General features: G+C 63.0%; 15 protein-coding genes. 4 read left to right on the forward strand and 11 right to left on the reverse strand.

Going from position 1 to position 19,361, the window contains the following annotated elements:
- Window positions 1-63 precede the first annotated feature (63 nt).
- Window positions 64-531, forward strand: coding sequence for an SRPBCC family protein (locus QF045_RS12160; protein ID WP_306492388.1), 468 nt, complete (start codon window positions 64-66; stop codon window positions 529-531).
- 45 nt (window positions 532-576) lie between these two features.
- On the opposite strand, the gene QF045_RS12165 is transcribed toward QF045_RS12160, so the two are convergent.
- The gene (locus tag QF045_RS12165) at window positions 577-2,778 is read right to left on the reverse strand and encodes a TonB-dependent siderophore receptor (protein ID WP_306492389.1); all 2,202 of its coding nucleotides are present in this window, start codon (window positions 2,776-2,778) and stop codon (window positions 577-579) included.
- Between the two features lie 206 nt (window positions 2,779-2,984).
- On the opposite strand from QF045_RS12165, the gene QF045_RS12170 reads away from it, so the two are divergent.
- From QF045_RS12170 to QF045_RS12180, 3 genes are all read left to right on the forward strand, one after another.
- Window positions 2,985-5,342 carry a DNA polymerase II gene (locus tag QF045_RS12170; RefSeq protein WP_306492390.1) on the forward strand — a complete coding sequence of 786 codons (2,358 nt, stop codon included), beginning with the start codon at window positions 2,985-2,987 and terminating at the stop codon, window positions 5,340-5,342.
- Between the two features lie 49 nt (window positions 5,343-5,391).
- Window positions 5,392-6,024, forward strand: a complete 633-nt coding sequence (locus tag QF045_RS12175; RefSeq protein WP_306492391.1) for a glutathione S-transferase family protein — start codon at window positions 5,392-5,394, stop codon at window positions 6,022-6,024.
- 153 nt (window positions 6,025-6,177) lie between these two features.
- Window positions 6,178-6,750, forward strand: a complete 573-nt coding sequence (locus tag QF045_RS12180) for a DUF4174 domain-containing protein (RefSeq protein WP_306492392.1) — start codon at window positions 6,178-6,180, stop codon at window positions 6,748-6,750.
- Between the two features lie 141 nt (window positions 6,751-6,891).
- On the opposite strand, the gene QF045_RS12185 is transcribed toward QF045_RS12180, so the two are convergent.
- Genes QF045_RS12185 through QF045_RS12230 form a run of 10 tightly spaced genes read right to left on the reverse strand, consistent with a single transcriptional unit; the run spans window position 6,892 to window position 19,360 of the window.
- Entirely contained in the window at window positions 6,892-7,947 is a 1,056-nt protein-coding gene (locus QF045_RS12185; protein WP_306492393.1) for an acyltransferase family protein, read from the reverse strand.
- Between the two features lie 22 nt (window positions 7,948-7,969).
- The gene (locus tag QF045_RS12190; RefSeq protein ID WP_306492394.1) at window positions 7,970-9,379 is read right to left on the reverse strand and encodes a lipid II flippase MurJ; all 1,410 of its coding nucleotides are present in this window, start codon (window positions 9,377-9,379) and stop codon (window positions 7,970-7,972) included.
- The gene (locus QF045_RS12195) at window positions 9,379-10,812 is read right to left on the reverse strand and encodes an O-antigen ligase (protein WP_306492395.1); all 1,434 of its coding nucleotides are present in this window, start codon (window positions 10,810-10,812) and stop codon (window positions 9,379-9,381) included. The genes QF045_RS12190 and QF045_RS12195 overlap by 1 nt, the downstream gene beginning before the upstream one ends.
- Complete coding sequence (locus tag QF045_RS12200; protein ID WP_306492396.1) at window positions 10,809-11,912, reverse strand: glycosyltransferase family 1 protein; 1,104 nt, start codon at window positions 11,910-11,912, stop codon at window positions 10,809-10,811. The genes QF045_RS12195 and QF045_RS12200 overlap by 4 nt, the downstream gene beginning before the upstream one ends.
- Window positions 11,903-13,120 (reverse strand): glycosyltransferase family 4 protein, encoded by a 1,218-nt coding sequence (locus QF045_RS12205; RefSeq protein ID WP_306492397.1) that lies wholly within the window; start codon window positions 13,118-13,120, stop codon window positions 11,903-11,905. Before QF045_RS12205 ends, QF045_RS12200 begins: the two co-directional genes overlap by 10 nt.
- An 8-nt stretch (window positions 13,121-13,128) precedes the next feature.
- The gene (locus QF045_RS12210; RefSeq protein ID WP_306492398.1) at window positions 13,129-14,457 is read right to left on the reverse strand and encodes a cellulase family glycosylhydrolase; all 1,329 of its coding nucleotides are present in this window, start codon (window positions 14,455-14,457) and stop codon (window positions 13,129-13,131) included.
- Window positions 14,447-15,637 (reverse strand): glycosyltransferase, encoded by a 1,191-nt coding sequence (locus tag QF045_RS12215; protein ID WP_306492399.1) that lies wholly within the window; start codon window positions 15,635-15,637, stop codon window positions 14,447-14,449. The genes QF045_RS12210 and QF045_RS12215 overlap by 11 nt, the downstream gene beginning before the upstream one ends.
- On the reverse strand, window positions 15,637-17,628 hold the full coding sequence (locus QF045_RS12220; protein ID WP_306492400.1) for an exopolysaccharide transport family protein: 1,992 nt from the start codon (window positions 17,626-17,628) through the stop codon (window positions 15,637-15,639). The genes QF045_RS12215 and QF045_RS12220 overlap by 1 nt, the downstream gene beginning before the upstream one ends.
- A gap of 14 nt (window positions 17,629-17,642) precedes the next feature.
- A complete protein-coding gene (locus tag QF045_RS12225) occupies window positions 17,643-18,419 on the reverse strand; it encodes a polysaccharide biosynthesis/export family protein (protein WP_306492401.1) in 777 nt (258 codons plus the stop codon).
- A 29-nt stretch (window positions 18,420-18,448) separates the two neighbouring features.
- Window positions 18,449-19,360: a glycosyltransferase family 2 protein gene (locus QF045_RS12230; protein ID WP_306492402.1), complete on the reverse strand. Its 912-nt coding sequence runs from the start codon at window positions 19,358-19,360 to the stop codon at window positions 18,449-18,451.
- Between the last annotated feature and the right edge of the window lies 1 nt (window position 19,361).

Genomic DNA, 19,361 nt, shown 5'->3' on the forward strand with positions numbered 1-19,361 from the left:
CGCGCATAACCCAAGGTTGCGCATTGGTCGATGTCGCCTAGTGTTCAATGGAGGAGGTGACTTATGCACGTATTAGATCGCATCGAACGAAAAGTCCTGCTCAACGCATCACGTAAACAGGTCTGGGAAGCGCTCACGAATGCTGAGCAATTTGGCGACTGGTTCGGTATCGCCCTCAAGGGAAAAACCTTTGCTGTCGGAGAAACCATCGAAGCGCCGATCACTTACCCAGGCTACGAACATGTCGTGTGGAAGGCCAAGGTCGAAGGGATTCTGCCGCAGACCCTGTTTTCTTTCTGGTGGCATCCCTTTGCGGTAGACGACAGCATCGACTACGACAAGGAAACCCCGACGCTGGTGGAGTTCACCATCGAGGATCGCGCGCCGGGGATCCTGCTGCGGGTGGTCGAGTCCGGTTTCGACAAAGTGCCCCAGGCGCGGCGCCAGAAAGCCTTCAAAATGAACTCCCGCGGCTGGGATGAGCAAATGGGCAATATCGAAAACTACCTGAACAAGCCCCGGCGGGCCTGACCCGAACGGGCATCACGGCGGATGCCCGTACTCAACCGGCGTGATTTAGAAATCAATCGTCGCCGACAGCTTCGCCACACGCGGATCACCCTGGCTCAGGAAGCCACCCTGAGCCGATTCCCAATACTTTTCGTTGGCAACGTTTTCCACCGTCGCGCCGAGTGTCACCTCGCGCTGGTCCAGCGCGAAGGTGTAGCGCGCGCCCACGTCAAAGCGGTTCCACGCCGGCAGGCTCAGGTTGTTCGCCGCGTCGGCATACTGGCCGCCGGTGCGTAGCATGCGACCATTGAGGGTCACGCCTTGCAGGCCGGGCACGTCCCAATCCACGCCGGCGTTGAGCTGGAATGAAGGAACCCCGATGGCGCGGTTGCCGTCGTTGGCGCCGTTGAGGGTACCCTTGAGTTCAGTCTTCATCAGCGTCACCCCACCCAACAGACGCAGGCCATTTACCGGTTCGCCGAACACGTTCAGTTCGACGCCTTTATTGATCTGCTGACCTTCACGCACATAGCGCGCCGTGGTGGCGTCGATCACTTCGGCATAGCCCGCGCCAGGCTGCTCGATACGGTACACACCAAGGGTTGCGCCGTAGGTACCCATGTCGACCTTGACGCCCGCTTCGATCTGCTTGGAGCGAGCGGGGGCATAGGCTTGCCCGCCACCGATGACCGTACGGTCGCCGGATTTGAGTGGCGAGGTCGGGCCCTGGGCCAGGCCTTCGATGCGGTTGGCGTACAGAGACACGTGCTCCCACGGCTTGAACACAATGCCGTAGACCGGCGTAGTAATCGACTCGTCGTAGTTGGCCGTGCGCGTACCGCTCATGTAGTTGTAAGCCTGCACCACCATTTGCTGGCGACGTGCGCCCACCGTGACCAGCAGACGGTCATCGAAGAAGCCGAACGTGTCGGAAACTGCAGCGCTGCGCACGAATGTCTTGCCGGTAATGGTCGGGTCGCTGAAGTCGGTGCCAGGGGTGTTGCGCGGCGTATTGAGCGTAGGTGCTGCGCCGGTCACCGGATTGTAGATGTTGGTCGCGCTGGGCGAGCCGTTGAACACATAGGCGTTGCGCGCCTGGGTCCAGATGCCGGCGAGGCCAAGGTTGAGTCGATGGCTGACGGGGCCGGTCTGGAATTTGCCGTTCAGGCCGGTCATCAAACTGGAGTTGTCTTCTTCGTGCGCGATGGTCGAGCGGCTGGAGGTGGCATTGCCCAGGTTATCGGTCAGGGTAATCGAAGAGTATCGACCCATTTCTCGGCTGTGTTTGACACCGCCTGCTGCGTAAGCCGTCCAGTTTTCATTCAGGTCGTACTCGGCGCGCAGCATGCCGAAGGTGTCCTCAAGGTTGGTGCTGCTCCAACTGGGCGCATAGTTGGTATCCGCTGAAGGCGCGTCCGGGACGTGGGTCGCGGTACCCAGGAACACCGAGTTTCGCCCGCCATTGATGCGCTGCTTCTGGTACACAAAATCGCCCGACAAACGCAACGCATCGCCACGGTAATCCAGGCCGACCGCAAACAGTTTCGAACGCTGGTTTTCATCGTCAATGCCGGTATCGCCTTCGCGCTGGGACAGGTTGACCCGAGCGCCAAACCGATTGTCTTCACCGAACCGTTGCCCGATATCCAAGTGCTCGCCCACCCGGCCATCGTTGCTGATGTCCGTGCTGAACCGACGCAGCGGCATGTCACCGGCGCGCTTGGGTTGCAGGTTCACACCGCCGCCGATTCCAGAGCCGGTCGGCGTTACGCCGTTAATGAATGCGTTGGGCCCCTTGAACACTTCCACACGCTCCAGCGCGTCTGTGGACATGATCTGGCGTGGAAGGATGCCGTACAAACCATTGTAGGAAATATCGTCGCCGTTCAAGGGTAAGCCACGGATCATGAACGTCTGGGCCTGGTTCGCAAACCCCGATGCCTGGCGCACGGATGAGTCGTTAAGCAACACGTCGCCGATGGTTTCGGCTTGCTGGTCGCGAATCAATTGCTCGGTGTAGGAGGACATGCTGAACGGTACGTCCATGATGTCCTGGTTGCCCAGTACGCCCAGTTGGCCACCGCGGGCAACCTGCCCGCCGGCATACACCGCAGGCAGCGCATCGGGCGCGGGGGCCTGGGCATCGATGCGCGTTGCATCCAGCTCCAGCGTGTTGCCCGTGTCGGCATGCGCGGTAACGCTCAGGGAGCAGCAAAGGGCCAGCAGAGTAGGGCGAAAGGGCACAGCGAGTCGGGCACAGAAGGGCATGATCGGTCCTGACGGCGAACCGTCAACTATGAGGAAGGGGCAACAATCGATGCGCTTCCTCACTGCGCGGATACGACTCCGGTGCAAATGATAGTAATTGTTATTAATGTCTTGCAACAAGTTTGTGAGATCGCAGTTAACGTGCCGCCTTTATCCGGATGCCGAGTAGAATCACGCCCTGAACGCGAATCTTGAGGTGCGGTACGGTGGATTTACAGCAGGGGTTTGTCCTGACCCGGCATTGGCGCGACACCCCGGCGGGTACGGAGGTCAGTTTCTGGCTGGCGACCGACCAAGGGCCTCGGTGTATTCGTCTACCCGTGCAAACCTCGGTGGTGTTTATTCCCGAGGTCCATTGCAAGCCGCTGGATTGGTTGCTCAAGGGCGAGCGCGACATTGAATTGCGTGCGTTGCAGCTGTGCGATTTCCATCACCGACCGGTCCTGGGCCTCTACGCCCGCCAGCATCGCCAGTTGATGGATATCGAGAAGCGCCTGCGCGCCGCCGGAGTGGATGTCTACGAAGGCGATGTGCGCCCGCCTGAGCGCTACATGATGGAGCGTTTCATCACCGCCCCTGTCTGGTTCGGCGGTACGCCGGATGCCAGCGGTACGCTGCTCGAGGCGCAGATGAAGCCCGCGCCTGACTACCGCCCGGCCTTGAAACTGGTCTCCCTGGATATCGAAACCACCGCCCAGGGCGATCTCTATTCCATCGCCCTCGAAGGGTGCGGCGAGCGCCAGGTGTACATGCTCGGTCCGCCCAACAAGACCTGCGCGGTGGATTTCAAACTCGACTACTGCGACACCCGCGCCCAACTGCTCGAACGCCTCAACCAATGGTTGGCCACCCATGATCCGGATGCGATCATCGGTTGGAACGTGGTGCAGTTCGACCTGCGTGTACTGCATGAACACGCTCAGCGTCTGAACGTGCCACTTCTGCTGGGGCGTGGCGGTGAAGCCATGACCTGGCGCGAGCACGGCAGCCGCAACCATTACTTTGCTGCGGCAGCTGGCCGGCTGATCATCGACGGCATCGAGGCCCTGCGCTCGGCCACGTGGAGTTTCGAGTCGTTCAGCCTGGAGAACGTCGCGCAGACCCTGCTCGGTGAAGGCAAGGACATCTCCACGCCGTACCAGCGAATGGATGAAATCAACCGCATGTTCGCCGAGGACAAGCCCGCACTGGCGCGCTACAACCTCAAGGACTGCGAGTTGGTCACGCGGATTTTCGAGAAGACCGAACTGCTCAAGTTCCTGCTGGAGCGCGCCAGCGTCACCGGGTTGCCGGCCGACCGCAATGGCGGCTCGGTTGCCGCGTTCACCCACCTCTACATGCCACTGATGCACCGCCAGGGCTTCGTCGCCCCCAACCTCGGCGACAAGCCGCCCCAGGCCAGCCCCGGTGGGTTTGTCATGGACTCGCGGCCAGGTCTCTATGAGTCGGTGCTGGTACTGGACTACAAAAGCCTGTACCCGTCGATCATCCGCAGTTTTCTGATCGATCCGGTGGGCTTGATCGAAGGCCTCAAACATCCCGACGACAGCGACTCGGTGCAAGGCTTTCGCGGTGCGCGTTTCTCCCGCACCCGGCATTGCCTGCCGTCTATCGTCACGCGGGTTTCCGAAGGCCGCGAAGTGGCCAAGCGCGAACACAATGCACCGCTGTCCCAAGCCCTGAAGATCATCATGAACGCCTTCTACGGCGTGCTTGGTTCCAGCGGCTGCCGGTTCTTCGACACCCGGCTCGCGTCCTCCATCACGATGCGCGGGCACCAGATCATGCGTCAGACCCGGGAGCTGGTAGAGGCCCAGGGCTATGAAGTGATTTACGGCGACACCGACTCCACCTTCGTCTGGCTCGGCAGCGCCCATTCGCTGGAGGACGCCAGCCGCATCGGCAAGGCGCTGGTGCAACACGTCAACGATTGGTGGCGCAGCCATCTGCTCAAAGAGTACGGCCTGCACAGCGCCCTTGAACTGCAATACGAAACCCATTTCAGCCGCTTCCTGATGCCGACCATTCGCGGCGCGGAGGAGGGCAGCAAGAAGCGCTACGCCGGCCTGGTGGTGCGCGACGATGGCAGCGAAGAGATGGTCTACAAGGGGCTGGAGACCGTGCGCAGTGACTGGTCGCCCTTGGCGCGGCAATTCCAGCAGGAACTCTACCAGCGCATCTTTCATCGCCAGCCGTATCAGGATTATGTGCGCGATTATGTGCGCCGTACCTTGAGCGGCGAACTTGATGAGCTGCTGATCTACCGCAAGCGCCTGCGCCGACCGTTGCATGACTATGAACGCAACGTCCCACCCCATGTGCGCGCCGCGCGCCTGGCCGATGAGTACAACGACCGCCTCGGGCGCCCGCGCCAGTACCAGCGTGGCGGCTGGATCAGCTACGTGATCAGCGTCAACGGCCCGCAGCCGCTGGAAGTGCGGCAAGCGCCTATCGACTACGATCACTATGTGACCCGCCAATTACAGCCTGTGGCTGACGCCATCCTGCCGTTCGTGAACGACGATTTTGGCACCCTGGTGGGCGGGCAGATGGGCCTGTTCTAAGCCATCGGCCACACTGCCTGTAAACCCCGCAGCTTTGGAGGAAACGCCGATGTATACGCTTTATGGCACTGACGAATCCGGCTCGTGCATGATCGAAATCGCGTTGCAGCGTTGCGCTGTGCCGTGGCATCGCGTGGACGCCAGCTCCTGGCACGACGGCGAGGGTAGCGAAGCCCTGGCGCGCATCAACCCGCTCAAACAGATCCCCACCCTGGTCACCCCCGATGGTCAGGTGCTGACCGAGAGTGCCGCCATTCTGATCCACCTGGGCCTCGAGTTTCCCGCTGCCGACCTATTGGCTGGCAACCGCGCGCAGATCCTGCGTGGCCTGCTGTACATCGCAGCCAATTGCTACAGCGCCATCGGCATCATCGACTACCCGCAACGCTGGCTGGGTGATGCCGATCAAACCCTGCAAGCGCAACTGGCGACCGGCACGCGGCGCTATCTGCATCAGGCCTGGGTCGTGTTCGCCGATCAGTTTGCCGACCAACTGTTCGCGCCCGACAACGGACCCAATGCACTGGGCATCATGGCCGCGGCGGTATCGCGTTGGGATGACGCCCGCGGGGTGCTCCGCAACCTGGCGCCGGGCTTTGCCCAAACCCTGGAGCGGGTGGATGCCGATCCGGTCGTGGCGCCTGTGTTCGCCCGTCACTGGCCGCAATGGCAGGTCCCGTAATCAGAAGAAACAATGACCCACGCCACCCGCCAATCCCTTGCGCCGCGGGCATCCTGACCTACGCTTCTCAATGCGGCGTAGGAATCATCCTTGAATTTGACTGTCGCAGACATGAAACTCAAGAACCCTGCATGGAATTCAAAGGAGGTGCGCATGCTCATCCGGTCGCTGACCCTGGCTACCTTGATGGCTTTTACGGGGCCGTTGTTGGCTGCTGATGATAATCCGCTCAAGCTGGAGTTGGGCAAAACCCGCCCTCTGGTGGTGGTGGAACTCGATGCGGGTAACCCGACGTTGGCCACGCTCAGGAAACAACTGGAGGAGCCTGCCAACAAGCAGTCCTTCGAAGAGCGCAGCATGGTGTTCTACACCGTGAAGTTCGGCAGCATCGGCGCCGAAGGCGAGAAGTTCGCCAAGGACCCCAAGGACAGCAAAAAGCTCACTCCGCCTGAAACCAATGCCCTGATCCGCGCCCTCAAGCTCGGTGTCGGCAGCGGCACCAAGGTGATTTTGGTCGGCAAGGACGGTGAGAAGAAACTCGAGAAGACCGTGCCGCCCGATAGCCTTGACCTCAAAGAGTTCTTCAGTGCCATCGACCAGATGCCGATGGCCGAGAAAGAAGCCGCTGCCGCGTCAGAACCCGAGCCCGCCGCGCCTGCGCCGGCCAAGGGTGTCAAACCCGCCAAGCCTGGCAACAAGTCCGCACCGCAACCACTCGACGATTGAAATCCATAACCCTGTAGGAGCGAGCTTGCTCGCGAAAAACGTTCAGGCCCCGCGTTCATTCTGGATAAACGTGAGAGCCCCTGAGTTCTTCGCGAGCAAGCTCGCTCCTACAAGGGATTAGGGCAGGCCACTCCACGTTAGTCAGCCGCGCACTTCAGGCTTTGGCGTCTTGCGCACCGGAAACGGAAAGTAGAAAAACCGCAGGAATGCCACCCGCTTGATCACTTCCCCGATCAGCAACGGCACCACCACCGCCACCACAAAACCCACGCAGGCCGCCATGAAAGGATGCAAGCCCAGACGTTCCATCAGGTCGAAGGTCTTGTGCTGGATCTCGCCGTGGAAGATCAACACGATCAACGTCGACTGGCCAATGTAGGTCATCGCTCGGGTCAGCAAGGTCGACACCATCAACAGCCGTGCCAGCGCCCAGCACGCGTACACGCCGATCACCGCCAGCAGGCTGGTCCACAACCAGTGGTCGTAGCGGCGTTGGGCCAGGTCCATGGTGTCGTGGCTGTAGATAAATACCGCAGCGAACAGCACCAGCGAGATCAGCAGGGTCAGCAGCGAGCCTTCGTGCCGGCGCAGCCAGTCGCGCAGCAGGTAGCCGTAGATGAAGTAGGTGCTGCTGATCAGGGTCACGTCGAGGCTGAAGGGCAGACCGGGCAGGGTCCAGGTCTGTTCGCCGACGGTGACCGGCACTTGCCAGAACCAACGCAGCATCCAGATGCCGAGCAGCAATTGCGCGCCGATCAGCAGGCAAGCGGCCAGCAACGGCAGCTTCAGGCGCTGGATCAGTCGCAGCATCAACCAGCTGAACAGGATGGCTACCCAGAAGTGCGGCAAAAACCACAATGCCTGCCAAGGGATGGTGTCCACGGAGGCGTACAGCACGCCGCCGATGTCCGGCAGCAACGGTTGCCCGCGCAGAACATCGCGCACGATCACGTACACCAGCATGGTGAAAAAGAACGGCTTGAGCAGGCCATCGGCCTTGCGCACAGCCATTTCCACGAAGGGCTGCTCGGGCTTGAAGAACACCCCGGATAAAAAGAAAAACAACGGCAGCACGAACGACGCCAGGATCGGGTACATCAAGTCCAGCGAGTTGGCGACAAACCAACTATGGCCAAACACGATAATCAGGATACCGATGCCTTTGGCGATATCCATTTGAATCCAACGATGTTTCATTTAAGTCTTCCCGAACGATCATTCACGCCTTGCGCCATGGCTTGAGCCACAGCCCCATACCCAACAACACCACGGCGCCAGCCAGGGTGCTCAAGCCCAATTGCAGCCACACGTCTTCGATTCGAAACAACATCAGCGCCGCCAGCCCCAGCAGCCCCGCGCTGAGCAGCCATTGCCGCGCCCAGGGCAGGGCACCGAGCAAGGCCTGGCGCTGCATCAACAGCAGCGCGGTGCAGAGCACGCCCGCCAGCGCCGCCAAGGGGATACCGGCCAGGCCGAACGCAAACGGCAGCACGCCCAGCAACAGCACGTTGACCAGGCTGCCGAGCAGCTCGCAGCGCAGTGGCTGGCGCGTATCGCCGGCGGCGTAGGCATAACGCGCGAGCAGGGCGTTCCACGCACCGAACACCAAAGGCACGGCAAACCCTGCCAGCAACAGCGGCAGCGGCGAGTCCGCCGATTGAGTGGGCAGCAGCAGCACCACCAGGCTCGGTGCCGCCGCCACCAGGCCGACGCCGGCCGGCAAGGTCAGCACGCTGGCGGTTTCCAGGCCGCGCTTGAGCAGGGCCAGGCGTTCATCGCCCTGGCGTCGGCTCATCATGCCGAGCAGCACTTGATTGAGGCTCATCAACGCAATCAGGGGCAGATTCATCAGCTTGCGCGCCAGGTTGACCCAGGTCACCGCGCCTTCGCCCAGCAGCGACGCCACCAGCCGTTCGATCAACGCCAGGCCCTGGCTGGCGCCATTGCTCAGCAACAGCGGGCCGATGCGCTGGCCCAGCTCCCGCAGAGGCGCGAGCGACAGCTGCACGCGCCACGGTCGCCAGCCCAGGCGCCAAATCGACGGCAGCAGCGCCAGCGGCATCAAGCCACTGCCGATCAAGCACGCCAGCGCAAGGGTATGCGGCTGGCTGGCAGTGCCGGCCAGCGCGAGGTAAATCACCGGTGGCAGGTTGAACAGCAGCGAACCCAGCCCCGCCAACACAAAACGCTCGCTGGCCTGCAATGGCACACTGAACAGCGCATGCAGCAGCAGACCCGGCACACACCACGCCACAATCTGCAGATTGCTGGCGGCCAGCGACGTAGCGCTTGCCGCCAACCCCGGGCCGAGCACTTGCACCAGCCAGGGCGCCAGAAGCATCAGCAGCAGGCTGGTAAGCAGCGCGATCAGCATCAACGCGGGGAACAGCACCGCCAGCCAGCCCAGGCGTTCGCCATCCTGGCGTTGCAGGTACAGCGGCAGCGCGGCGGCACTCAACACGCCGCCGGCCAGCGACATGCGCAGCGCCTCGGGCAAGAACAGCGCGATCAGGAACGCATCACTGCGCTCTCCCGCGCCCCAGGCCGCCACCAGCAACCACTCGCGCGCGAACCCCAGGCACAGGCCCAGCAGGGTCGCCACGGTCAGCCATACGGCAGATCCGAGCATCAGGGGCGCGCGCCATCAAGCAGCGGCTTGCGAAACACCACCGCTTTGACCTGAGGCAGACGTGCCGGAAACAAGCGGCGCGCCTCCAGTACGTTAATTCCCACCATCAGCCAGAACAGCGCCACCATTACCACGGCAAAACTGAAGTAGTGGTCAAACAAACCGCTGACCAGCGCCGACAGAATCCCCGCCGTGCTGCCCAGCCACAGGGCATTGTCCTTGGTCAGGCGGATCGGGCCCTTTTCCGGCCGGGCTTCACGCCACCAGCGCACGGTCACCGCGATAAACAAGAGCATGCCGACCACGCCGGTCTTGTAGATGAAGTTCAGCCACAGGTTGGAGATCCCCAGCAAGTGCGTGCCCGGTACCGGCGGGTCGACTTTGAAACCGATGCCGAACGGATAGGCCGCCACGGCCTGCGGGAACATGCGGTATTCGTCGAAACGCACTTCGGTACTGGCGTTGCTCGACGAGAAAATAGTCGCCAGGCGTTCCTGCAGCGGCGGGTAAGCCATCACCAACGCCACGGTCAACGCCGCGCCGATCATCAATAACCGCCCGGTGTAAGGCACGCGTCGCGTGGCCAGCCAGATCAGCACCAGCGCCAGGCTGACCATCGCCCCCCGGCTGCTCGCCAGCAGCAACGCCGCCGCCCCCAGGCAGGCCACGCCCAGGCCCAGTGCGCGCTTCCAGCCCTGCTCGGTCATGCCATAGCAGAAGGCCAGGGGCAGCAGCAGCGCCATGATTCCGCCGATGGCGTTCGGGTGCATCCACGGCGAGCCCATACGCGAGGACATGGCTTCCAGGCCGAATTTCAACATGTCGAAGTTGCCGTAGTTGAGCAGCGCCAGGATCGGCGCAATCCCCGCCCCGGAGCGCGTGCGCACGAACACCGCGATCGACATCACCAGCATCGCCAGGGTGCCCAGCAGCAAGGCGATCACCAGGCTTTCGCGGCGCTTGTAGTCCACCAGCAGCTTGGCTGTGAGAAATACCCCCGACAGGTTCAGCAACCAGCGCAGCCAGTTGGCCACGCCGCTGCTTTCGGCGTGGATGCTGACCTGGCCGACGATAAACGGGAACACGCTGAACAGCATCAGCCACAGCAGCATCTGGTCGGTGGGGCGGCGCGCCAGGCGCGGCGCGTCCGGCAGGCGTGACAGAAAACTGTGCCACAGCACCGCCCCCCAGGTCAGCGCGAGAATGGCTTCGCTCACCGTACTGCGGATGCCCAGATTGAGCGTGGAGTAGGGCATGAACGTGGCGACCAGGGCGAACAGCAGCAAGCCCCAGAATGGAAAGCGCAGGATGGTCACGGCCGCCGCCAGTCCGATCACGGCAAGAAACGCCTTGGCCGGTGACAGCGCCAGGGCGACCACGCCAAACAGCACGCCGAAGAGGATTGCGACGAGGCTTGCCAGGGAGAGTCTCATTTCAGTTCCTCGATCAGTTCGGCCAGGCGTCGGCGATAGGCGTGTTGGTTAAAGCGTTCGGCCCATTGGCGGTGTTGTTCGGGCGTGGCTTCATCACCGTGCTCAGCCAGGTTCAGCATCAGCTGTACCAGTGCGGGGCCATCGGTGGGCGAAAAGCGCGGCGCCGACGGCGGGGTGATTTCGTCCAGGGAGGTGCCACTGGCCACGGCTACAGGGGTGCCAACGCTCAGCGCTTCAATCACCGGCAAACCGAAGCCTTCAGCATAGGACGGCTGCCACACGCGTGACGCCTGGCGGTACAGCCCCTGCAACTCGGCGTCGGAAACGCCACTCAATGCGCGAATGCCCGGCAGCGTGCGCTGGGCTTCAGGCAAGTGCTCAAGGCTGCCCACCAGCACCAGTTCCGGCACGCCGGGGGATTGGCGCCGCGCCTGTTGCCAGGCATCCACCAGGAACGGCACGTTCTTGCGCAATTCACGGGTGCCGACCAGCAGCCAGAACCCCGTGGGCAATTGGCGCGCGGACAGGTCCGCCGCAGGTTCGTTGAAGCCCTCCACCTGATTGGGCAGCACGCGAATTTTGCCCGCCGCGTGGGGAAACAACCGCGCGGTTTCGTCGGCGCTGTAGTGCGACGGCGTCCACACCCGGTCGGCACTGCGCACGGCATAGGCGATCGACAGGCGATCGGTGGTCTTGTACACCCGCGCCTTCAGGCGGCTGGCGTGGTAGTTGTCCAGCGTGATCTGAAACAGGTCGTGCAGCAGCACCACGGTGCGCAAGCCCTTGGGCTTGGGCGGCAACGGCAGGCCCATATTGAAGGTGCTGATGTACAGGTCGATGTGCTGTTCGCGCAGGGCACGGGGCAGGAAACCGGCTTCGAAACGCAGGCGATTGTGTGGCTGGTGCATCGCTGTTTTCGCACAGCCCCAGGCCGGGCAGTGTGCCTGCAAGCGAGTCTCATCGCCCAGGGGCGCCACGGTAAACCGCTCCAGCTCGATGTCCGGCACGCTGCGCAGGGCGCTTTCCAGCGCATACACCTGGCGGCTGATGCCCGATTGCGGTGAGGTGCCGACGGTGCGGTAATCCAGGCCTACGCGCATGCGGGCTCCTTTTGATTGAGCGGCGAGAGGCTGGCGTACACCTGCTCCAGTTGGCTGGCGGCAACGCTCCAGTCATGGGCCCGCCGCACGTAGGCACGCCCGGCTTCACCCATCGGCGCGGCGGTTTCGGGCGACTGCAGCAGGCGCACCACGGCGTCCGCCAGGCCGACGGCGGTTTGCCCGCCGAGATAGTCCAGGCCATCGACCAGGTCCAGGCCCGACACGCCTTGTTCGGTGCTGGCCAGAGGCAGGCCGGCGGCGAGTGCTTCGAGTACTTTGAGCTTGGAGCCGCCGCCGTGGCGCAACGGCGCGAGAAACACCGAGCAGGTCGATTGCAGGGTCAACAGGTTCGGCACAAAACCTTGCCACTCGATGCGCGGGTCCTGCCAGCGTTCGCGCCAACTGCCGGGCATGCCGAAGCCACACACGCTCATGCGCGCCTCGGGGCAACGCTCCCAGACTTTGGGCAGTATTTCATCCAGGGCCCACTCGATGGCATCCACATTGGGCGCGTATTCATAGTTGCCCAAAAACAGCACGCGGCGGGCGGACGGGTCGGGGCGGGCGCCGGCAAAATGGTCGCAGTCCACGCCATTGACCACCACCGGCACCGGCTTGCCGGCAATCTTTTCCAGCACCTGCGCGTCGCTGTCGGTTACCGCCACCACCTGGGTGGCCTGGCGCATCACGCGCCGCTCCCAGCGCGTGTAGCGCCATTGGTCATAGCGAATGAACGGCAGCGCCCAACGTGGCAGGCGGTCGTAGGTCGCCGCGCCGAGCGCCGACTCAACGTTGTGTTCGGTCAGCACGAAGGGTTGGGATTTGCGCACCAAGGCATCTTCATAAGGCTGGAAGGTGTAGGTGTGTTCAATCTGCACCACGTCCCAGTGTTCATTGAGCAATTGGTTGAACCTGTCCTGCAGCGCCCCCGACAGACCATTCACGCTGGCCAGCAGTGGGTAAGGCGCAAACAGCCCGGCCACCAGGGTTTTCACGCTGCGCAGTGGGCGGCGGGGCAGGATGATCAACTGCTCGAGAAACGCTTCCAGTACCTGGCGATCGGTCAGCGACACCGCCTGCTTGTCATGCAGCAGCAAGGTGATCCGGTGCCCGCGCGCGGCCAGGCTGCGCAGCAGGTGGAACTGGCGCGTCTTGCCGCCGCTGGTGGCGGGCCAGGGCGAGTAGGGCAGGATCCATAAAATGCGCATGGCGGACTTCAATCCCATAACAGAATTTGCAGGTTCGACTTGACCGGCACGGTCAGCCCATTGGTACCGCTGACCGGTGTTTGTGTGCCGCGCAACGGGTCGTACAGGGTGGCGCTGGTCAGGCCCGGCAAGTGCGCGTTGCCGCCACGCGCCGACCAGAAAAACCACAGCTTGCGGCCATCGGCGCGGGTCCAGCCGATGCTGAACAGGCCGTCGGGCGACTGGTCGGCGGCAGGCGGGTCGCCGGGGGTCAGTTGCGGCCCACTGACGTCGAGGAAATTTTTCAAGGCGGTGTAGACGGGCTTGGGCTTGGCGTCGATATCGAGCAAGCCATAGGAACGGTCGCGCACGCTGGCGCGCTGGTCGAGGTCGCTCAGGGTGAACAGGAAAATCTTGTCGAAATCCAGCGCGCTCATCAGTGCCAGGCGGCGTATCACGTAGTCGGCCTGGCCCTGTTGGGTGATGATGTCCTGGGCTTCCTTGGGCCCGGTGTAGTTCGACCAGCCCCACTCGGTGCTCCACAGGGTTTTCACGCCGCTGGCGCGCAGCTTCTGGTTGAGCGCGGTGGTCTTGGCCACGAAGTCGAGGTTGGCCGGGTCGTTGCCTTCGGGCAGTTGGGTATAAGGGTGGTAGGACATCACCGTATTCAGGCTCGGCACGCCGAGTGCGCCAAGGGCGTCGAGCATGGTCTGCCCGTTGGGCATTTCGCTGAAAAACGCCATGCCGGCCGCCACCACCGGTTTGTTCGGGTTGACCGCGCGCAGTGCGGCGGCGGTGGTGCTCAGCAGCCTGGCATAGCCGGCCGGGTCCGCCGCCGGGCGCCAGAAGCCCAACAGGTTCGGCTCGTTCCACACCTGCCAGGCGTCGACGCTGGGGTAGCGCTGGGCCAACAGGGCCATGCGAGTCGCAAATACATTCGGGTCCTGCGGCGGGTACTGGTCCTGATAGGGGGCACCCGCCGGCGCGGTGGTGATGAACGGCGCCGAGCCGACCAGATAGAACACCGACTTGAGCTGGTTGTCTTTGAGCTTGGTGACTAACTCATCCAAGGTTGCCACTTGGTATTGGTCGGCGGCGGGCTCCAGCCGGTCCCAATGCAGGTCCAGGCGCACCCACTCCAGGCCCAGTTCTTTGAGGCGGTCGATCTGCAGTTGGTAACGCTCGGGGCTGAACCACAAAAACTGCGCATTCACCCCCAGGAAGTCTTTCCACACCACCACCTTGTTGCCCTTGAGCACATGGTTCTCGGCGTCGGCCGGGCGCCCCCAGATAAAGGCGGTCAGGCCCAGGGCCGCGACCAGCGCAAGGGTGGCGAAGTAGGTACGTTTACGCGCCATACGGGGCTCCCTCTATGGCTTGCTCGAACAACTGCTTGAAGCGCTGCGCGGTCAGCGGCCAAAGGCGTTCGCGGCCGATGGCCGCGGCGCGTTCGGCCCAGTCCTGGGCCAGTGTCGGCGTATGGGCCAGGCGCAGCAATTGCTCGGCCAGCGCGGCCACATCGCCTTCGCGGAAGATCGCGCCGTTACCGCTGGCGACTTCTTCGGCAAACGCCCGGGCATCGGAGGTAATCGCTCCGCGCCCACACGCGGCGGCCCAGGACAAGGCGCCACTGGTGCCGCGCTGACGGCCGAGCAGGCCGAGTTTTTTCGATTCGCGATACGGCAGCACCATCACATGGTGGGCCTGGATCGTTTGGGCAATTTCGTCGGCCGGCAAGTTGAGCCGCCAGTCGATGGAGCCGGCCAGGCCGAGGTCGGCGATCTGGCGGTTCAACTGCTCCAGGTAATTACCGCCCGCGCCAAACGCCATTTCGGCGGCAGTGCCACCGGCCAGGGTCAGGCGCACACGGTCACGCAATTGAGGGGCTTGCTTGAAGACAGCGGCCAGGGCCTGCAACAGGTCTTCAATGCCTTTGCCACGGTAGATAAAACCAAAATACAGCAGGTGCAGCGTATCCAGCGGTGGCAGCGCCACGGCTGCGATGGCCAGGTTGGCGTGGTTGATCACCGCCACTTTGCCGGCAGGCAGTTGCATGCGCTGGCTCAGACAGTCAGCGCCCAGGCGGGTGAGGGTGATCAGCCTGGTCAGGCCACGGGCGACATGGCGTTCTTCGCGCAGGGTCAAGGGGTCTGCCAGCACCACTGCCGCCTGCGGCAATGGGCTGGGCAGGCGCTCCAGCAGGTTGAGCGGGAAGGGCAGTTGCTCGCGCCGCCATACGATGCGTTCGGGGTCATGCACGGTGGCGGTCAGCGGCAGCTTCGGGTAGGCCTTGCGCAACTCGCGCAGGGCCAGGAACTCTCCCAGGCGCCCGCCGCCCAGCTCGGCGTGGACCAGGTCCACGCCGCGCCAGTCGAATGCGGCGATGGCCTGCTTGATCGCCGCGCTCGAGCCTTCCACGCCATTCAACGGTGTCACCACCGTCACGCCCAACTGCTCCAATGCCGTCTTGAAATGGTTCGCGTAATCGGCGATCCCATTCTTTTCCGGTGGCAAAGGCGCGAGCAGGGCGATGCGCATCAGAACGCCCCCCGGTATTTGGCGATGGTCTGCAGCACCTTGGCCGGCACTTCGAATTTACGCCGGTTGATGATGATGCCATCGACTTTGCCGAAGGCTGTGTTGAGGATCGACAGCGCGTGCTCCACCACGGGTACCGTGCTTTTCTGGGCTTCCACCACCAGCGCGATCAGGTCGGCGCGCCGCAGGTTGACGAACGCATCGCGGTTGTCCAGCAGCGCGGAGGCATCCAGCAGCACCACTTCGCCCGGCTCGGCGGGAGCAGCCCCGCCGACGCGCACGGTGATGCCATTTTCCTGGAGCAGTTGGCGCAGTTGCTCGACCACGAAGGTCACCCCTTCACCGTGGCGCGCCGAGGTCAACCCGAGGGTCAGGCCGCGTTCGGCCACGCGGTCCAGCTGCAGCAGGCCGTACAACCGGTAGATGCTCGCATTGAACGCATTGGTGCCTTGCGCGGTGCTGGTGTCCAGCTCCGGCAGGGTGGTCCACAGCGGCAGGCCGAACTTGCGTTCCACCAGGCCGCCATCGTGAATGCGCTGGTCGAGCAGGTAGCACAGGTAGATCACCAGCAGGCCGACGACGATGGCGAACGGAATCGCCAGCAAGAGCATCAGCAGGGTTTTGGGGAAGATACGGCCTGGGTTCAGGGTGGCTTCCTCGATCACCGCGATGTTGCTGATCTGGCTGTTATCCAGCTCACGGTCGATACGCGATTTTTCCAGGTTGTCCACGTACAGCGCGTAGTTCCGCTCGGTGGCACTCAACTCACGGGACAGGCGCGCCAGCTCCGGTTCAATCTCCAGGGCCTCCTTGCGTTGCGCTTCGAGGTTGACCAGTTGTTTCTGCTGTTGCACCAGTTGGGTACGCAACGCCAGGTTGTTGCTGGATTCATCGAGCAGCACGCGCTGCAAGTGAATTTCCAGGGTGTTCGGCGCGCGGTTTTCCGAGCTTTGCACGGTGTTGCTTTCACTGGCGACCTGGGCCTGCATTGCCCGAATCGACGCATCCAGGGCTTTGACCGGCGGCGCGTTATCGGTGTAGGTGCGCATCATGTCGGCTTTTTCCAGCAGCTTCTGGTTAAGCAGACGACGCAGATCCTGCTGCTGTGGGTTCAGCGCGATCTGGCGAACCGTGGTCACTTCCTTGGGCTGCGTCTTGAGCTGGGTACGCGTGCTATCAAGGGCGCTGTCCGAGGAGGCGATCAAGCGCGTGGTGTTGAAGGTCTCGCCGCGCAGCACGTTGATGCGCTCGGACAAGTCTTCCAGGCGGTCGGTGATGCTCGCCGCGCCGATCTGGTTCAAGTGGGCAAGGATCTGCTCCTTGTAGCTCTTGATTTCGGTGGCGCTGTTGGACACCTGGCCTTCATAGAAGGCGTAGAGGCTTTTGCGCCCCAGGGCCTGGGTGCGTTCGTTGATGTAGGTTTCGACCCAACTCTTGACCACCGCCTGGGCGATCTCGGGGTCGCTCCACTTGAAGCTGATGTCCATCACGGTGGACCCGGCCGCGTGGCTGACTTCGAAGTTCTTCTCCAGGCTCGCGGCGAGGCGCTCCACTGGTGTGGTCTGTTCAATGACGCCCACGGTTTCCAGCACCACGCGCACCCCGTCGAACACCGCGCCGATGCCGTTTTTGACGTAGTACTTGGTGCGTTTCCAGATGCCTTCCGGCGGCGGCATTTTGTCGATGACTTCCAGGTAATGCTCAGCCACCGCACGCACGATCGGGCGACCGGTCAGCAGGCGTTCCTCATCGACAATCGGGTCGCGCTGGGTGCTGGGCATGACCAGCGCCTGGCGGTTGCTGATCTCGATCGGCAGCGTCGAATCACGCCCCGGCTTGACCAGCAGACGCGCGGTGGATTCGTACTTGGCGGGCAGCAGGAAGGCCCCCAGCAGAATGATCACCAGCGCCGCGATGGCCGCCAGCTTGAACTCATGCCGGAAGATGAAGAACAGGCGCAGAAGATCGCGAAAAGAACGGATCTCGATCATGGGATGTCGCTCCTTTAGTTACTGCCGCCGCTGGTTCGGGTGTAGTTGTAGCCAACCCCGATCGACTTGGTGAATGGGATCAGTTGGTTCAGGTAGGTATCCACGCCCTGGATGCGCTCGCCCACATTGGATTTGGGCACGAACACCACGTCACCGCGTTGCAGAGGCACTTGTTTGCGCCCGTTGGGACCGGTCTTGAGGTATTGGCTGAAGTCCAGGAAGTAGGCGCGGTAAGTGCCCTGGTTATCCTCGCGCAGCAGCGCAACCATGCTGGCGTTGCCCGCCGGGTTGACCCCGCCGGCGCCGACAATGGCTTGCTCCAGGGTGTTGGCCGAGGCGATCGGCACCGTGGACGGGTTGTTCACCGCGCCGCCGACGATGATCGAATTGCCCGGCGCCTGGTTGATGTTCACCGTCACCCGCGGCTCGCGATACACCGGCGCGAGCTTGTTGCTCAGCTCGTTCGCCACTTCCCCCGGCGTGCGTCGGGCCACCTGGATCGGGCCCAGGAACGGGTAGTTGATCTTGCCGTCGGTCTGCACCGTGTACAGCGTCAGCTCATAGATCGTGCTGACGTTGAACGCCGACAGTGTCGGCATTTCCCCGGCATCGCGCACGATGCGCAACTGATCGCCGATGCGGATGCGTTCCACCGCCGGCGGTAGCTGGGCCAGTTGGTCGAGGGCGCGCTTGCCGTCCTCGACGGTCTTGCCGTCAGGCGCGACGATGCGTGCGGGTGTATTGCAGGCGGCCAGGGCCATCATGGCCAGGACGAGCAGGGTTCGTTTCATCAAATAGGACTTCCTGTAGGTCATGATGCTCACCTCCAATAACCGGGGAACATGCTGATGCGCCGCTTGAGGGCGAGGGGTAGCCGACGTTCCTGATGGCCCAGCCGATAGCCGAGCAACTTGAACGCGCTGCGCACCAGTACTTCGGGTACGCGGTGCAATGCACCGGCTGCGCGCAACGCCGCGAGTTCAGCCAGTACATAGCGTTTACCTTCACCGCCGGCATCGCCAAAGGCCTGGCGTATCCACGGTTCGCGACCGTAGAACACGCCAATGTCGAAGTAACGGTGAAACTCATCCATGAGTCGGTAATCGTGGGAGTGGTACACCTGCGCGGAGGCGGCGTAGCGCACGGTGTAGCCTTCGATCAGCATGCGTGCCGCGACGTAGGCGTCTTCGCTGCCGATGACATCGGCGGGGAAGCCACCCACGGCGTGCAAGGCGCTGCGCCGGTACGCGGAAAACGAGTCGGAGCTGAAACAGGTCTTGATCCCCAGTTCCGGCGCATCGGCCAGGCGCTTGCTGCGGCTTTGGGCCGGGTAATTGAAATGTCGCGACTGCGCGCCCAGCACACCGGCATCGGGGTGTGGCAGCTGGCGTCCATAGGCGACGCCGTTGAGCGGATCCTGCTGCAATTCAGCGATCAGGTTGGCGAAGGTCTCGGGAGTGGCGGGAATGGCGTCCTGGGTCATCACGATCAGGGCATCGCCGCTCACCTGCTCACTGGCCCAGCGTCGCGTACCGCCGTGGTTGAAGGTGCGGGCGTCGATCACCTCGACCCGTGCGCCGTAGTCGCGAAAGCGCGCCACGGTGTCATCGCTGGACGCGCTGTCGACCACCAGCATCTCGTCCGGTTGCAGGGTTTGCATCTTCAGCGCAGGCAACAGCCGCGCCAGATGGCTGGATGCATTGCGGGTCGGAATGATCAGTGAGGTGCGCATG

It is taken from the genome of Pseudomonas sp. W4I3, from assembly GCF_030816195.1.
Lineage (GTDB): Bacteria > Pseudomonadota > Gammaproteobacteria > Pseudomonadales > Pseudomonadaceae > Aquipseudomonas.